Origin of the sequence: Bifidobacterium margollesii (assembly GCF_002860355.1) — a bacterium.
Taxonomy (GTDB): domain Bacteria; phylum Actinomycetota; class Actinomycetes; order Actinomycetales; family Bifidobacteriaceae; genus Galliscardovia; species Galliscardovia margollesii.
The window spans coordinates 1-4,008 of record NZ_NMWU01000060.1; the positions used below are offsets into that span (position 1 = coordinate 1).

General features: G+C 67.8%; 1 protein-coding gene and 1 pseudogene. Both read right to left on the reverse strand.

Features of this window, described 5'->3' with window-relative positions; genetic code table 11:
• A partial coding sequence (locus tag Uis1B_RS11535; protein WP_133124945.1) for a hypothetical protein occupies nucleotides 1–3,532 on the reverse strand: 3,532 nt, incomplete at its 3' end.
• 243 nt (nucleotides 3,533–3,775) lie between these two features.
• Nucleotides 3,776–4,008: pseudogene (locus Uis1B_RS12120) on the reverse strand (hypothetical protein); the annotation flags it as partial.

Below are 4,008 nucleotides of genomic sequence, written 5' to 3' on the forward strand. Positions count from 1 at the left end.
TCTTCCCGCCCGTCAGGTGCATCGTGGTTTTGACGGTGAACCTGAGGCTGCCGTCGAACCGGCCGTCGTTGTTCGTGTCCCAGTCACGGTGGGCGGGCGTGTCGAGGGACTTGACGTCGAGCCTCACCCGGTCGGACACCGGATCCGTGCCGCCCGCGATCAGGAGGGACGAGGCGTGGGAGTCGAATTTCGTGTCCCGGGTCACGTCCTGCTGGTTCCAGTCGGCGACCAGGCCGTTGGCGGCCTGGCTGGTCACGCCGGCGGTCATCAGGCGGGACGCGGCGGCCGTCCAGGACTCCTTCGCGTCCCCGTGCCCGGCGTGTCCGGTGTCGTTGAGCACGTACCGGCCCTGTTTGGGCACGTTGAGGTCCCACCAGTAGAAGCCGGCGGGCCACCGGTCGCCCACGCCCAGGTCCTTCGGGCTCACGGTGGGCGAGGCGACGGTCCTGCCGCACTTGGGGGCCACGGTCACGCTCTTCGTGTGGTCGGCCTTCCCGTCGCGGTCGGTGTCCACGTTGAGCGTGCTGGTGCCGGTGAACGTGGTGCCGTCGGGGATGTTCGTGCAGCCGGTCCAGATCAGGTCGGACACCGGGGTGGTGTTGCCCGCGAGGTTGAACGTGGCCTGGGCGCGCGTGGCGAACGACACGGACGGCACGAGCGTGGTCCAGGATTCCGCGGAATCATCGAAACCGTTAAGAGGTTTGGCGGAAGGCACGTGAGCCTGCACCGGGACGTTGAGGTTGAACCAGTACTTGCCGCCGGCCCATGCGTCCATGCCGAGGTCCGCGGGCGCGTAGTACGGGCTCCACGAGGCCCCGCAGGCCATGCTCACGGGCTTGGATTTCGACGCCTCCGGAGTGGCGTCACCGTCCTTCGACCAGTTCAGGATCAGCGTGCCGGTGAACTTGGTTCCCGCGGGGATGTCGGTGCACTGCGCGTACAGGCGGTCGCGCACCCGCTGCGTGCCGCCGGAGATGGCGGGCGGGTCGGTCGGGTTCGCGTCCGTGCCGGCCAGGGCGCGAGTGCTGAACGACACGTTTTCGGTGTTGACCGGCATCGTGAACTGTTCGGCGGGGTCGTTCACGCCGCTGTGGTCGCCCTGCGCGGTGAGCGCCAGCGTGTTCCAGTTGTTCGCGTCCTGCCCGTAGGCCTTGACGTCGAACCAGTACTTCGCGCCCGGCATCCACTTGGTCTGGCCCTTGAGGTCCGAGGGGACGAAGTCCTCGGAATAGAACCGGAACTGCCGCGCTCCGCTGAGCGGGGAGGGCAGGCTGAACGTGGTGCGCTTGGCGGCGGAGACCACGTCCTCCTTGCCGTCCTTGTTCAGGTCGGCGTGCAGGGTCACGTCCGCGAAGACCTTGCCGCCGTCCTTCCCGGATGCGATCGAGTTGCCGGACGCGCGGGAGACGATGATCGAATCATGCATCGGCGCGGTGTCGCCGGCCGGGTTCACGGGATCGTTGCTCGCGTTCACGCGGGTCGTGGTCACCTTCAGGCTGGGTTTGACCGGGGTGCTGGCGCGTTCGACCGGATCCTGCCTGCCGGTGGCGGGATCCCAGCCGATGTGGTCGTAGTACTGGCCCTTGTTCGCGTTCCAGTTCGCGGACCCCTTGATCGCGGTGTTCTGCTTCATGTACGAACGGTAGCCGTACGACTTGGCCTCGGCCAGCGTCGCCGGGTCTCCATGGTCGCCGTCCTTCGCGCGGCGCACCGCGATGTTGAAGTAGATGTCGCTGTTGGCGGGCCAGTTGTTCACGCCCCTGCCGTACACGCTCGACGGGCTGAACGTCTTGTCGTACCAGCGTGACTGGTCCTTGGTGAACGTGTCCTTGACCACCTCGGTCTCGGTCGTGCCCGTGACCTTGCCGGTCGCCCGGTCGCGCACGCGCAGGACCCACTGGATCGTGAAGAAGTCGTCGGACGGCTTGGGCCCGTCCATGGCGGTGATCCTGACCCGGTCCCGGACCTGGCTGGTGGTGTTGATCTTCGTGTCGGCGCTGAAGCTGGATTTCCAGCCGGAGGACGTGCTGTACTGGAACTGGCTGAGGATGCCCGGCCTCCAGCGCACGGTCTCCCAGCCGATCAGGCTCTGCCCCTGATCGACCGGGTTGGCCATGTAGAACAGGAGACGGATGCCGGTGGCCTCCTCGGTCTTGTCACGCCAGTTGGCGAGCACCGTCTTCTTGAAGTTCTCGTACGGCTGCTTGCCGATGACCTCCGGGTAGCTGCGAACCGGATCATGGCCGTTCTGGATGTAGGAGAACATGAAGTGCATCATGACCAGAGCGGTGTTCCGGTCGCGGCCGAACATGTTGCCCGGACCGTCGATGCCGTAGTACACCACCGCGCGCATCTTCCTGTCCTGCTCGTCGTTGTACCGGTAGTTGCGCGCGTCGTACGTGGCGCCGATCTCCGGCGTGTTCGCGTCCGCCTGCACGCACAGGAGCGTGCGTCCGGTGTTGTCGCTCATGCGGAAGTCGCCCGCATAGTACGGGTATCCCGCGTACGGGATGTGCTTGATGTCCTTCAGGGTAAGCGCCCCCTTGCCGGCGGCACGGGCGGAGAACAGGCTCATCGCCCGGCTCAGCAGGCCCGGCTGCGCGGCCGGATCGCTGGACTTGCCCTCGGCCCGGCTGGCGGCGTTCACGGTTCCGGCGATGACGATCGCTCCCAGCGTGTAGTCCTTCAGCCGGGCGGTCCCGTCGATCGTGGTCGCGCCGAGGTTCGGTACGGCCTCGTCGACGTCCGGCACGCCCAGATACACGCCCTCGGGCAGGCTCACGGTCGTCGCGCCGGTCACCGTGGCCGTGGGCTTCGCGCCCGAGGCGTTCAGACCGGAGAGCATGGCGGAGAGCATCATGCCGCGCTTCTCGATGTCCATCTCGCGGTACACCGCGTCCACGGGATCGCCGGACGTCTTCACGCCCGCCTTGACGGCGGCCTTCGCGGCCAGCGTCCTCACGGTGTCGTCCGCGGCGACCGCATGCAGGTCGTCCCACGAGGTCTTCGCCGCCAGCTCCTTCGTCATGCCGTTCGGGTAGGAGCCGATCCGGTAGAGCGTGACGGTCACCCCGTCCAGACTCGTGTTCGCCTGCGCCGTCACCGCGAGGGATCCCTTCCGATTCCCCGGCGCGTCCGGCGTGGCCTTGGCGTCGGTCTTGGTCTTGGACTGCGGTGAGGGCGCGGCCTTCGGCCTCGCCTGACTGCCGGTGTTCGTCTTCGGTGAGGGCGCGGCCGTCCTGCCGGGCTTTGCCGCGGGGGAGGATCCGGCCGACGGGCCGGCCCCGTTGTCTCCCGCACTCCCGTTCGTGTCGTTCGCGCCGCCGGTGCTTCCGGTGTCGTCGGCGGTGGGCGGCGTGACCGTCACCGTGCCGTCGTCACCGTCGCCGTTGGTTTGGCTGCCTGTCGTGTCCTGCTGGATCGTCACGCCCGCGTCGGCCGGTGACGTGTCCGCCGCGTTGGCGGTCACGCATCCCGACACGAGCGTCGCCCCGGCCACGGCCAGGGCGACGAGACCTCGTATCCGTCCCATGCTCCCGTTCCTTTCCCTTGGGTTGGGAGGGCGACGCCGTTCGCCGCCCATACGCGGCTCATCGTCACACGTTTTCCGGGAATGTTGTCCGCCCACCCGTACACGCCCGAAAACGGCGGAATCACAGGCGACACGCCGAAACCCGGAAACACGCGCCAGACGGGACGGAACGGGCATGGGAAGGCCCTCCCGACCGGAGGACGGACGGGAGGGCCCATGGGGATCACGCCGCGCGGGGGAGGGTCACATGGTCTTCCAGGCGACGCCCTCGCCACGCCATCCGGCCCTGATGACGCTCAGGTACTCGCCGTAGCTGGTGGTGTACACATGCTCGCCGCCACCATTGCCACGACCGTGCTTCGGCTTGTGGTAGCGCGTGGGGTTGTACAGCCGGTACACGTTCGCGCCCGTGGGCGAGGTGTACCAGGCGATGCCCTCGTCCCTCCAGCCGAGGCGCACGAGCATGTCGTGCTCGG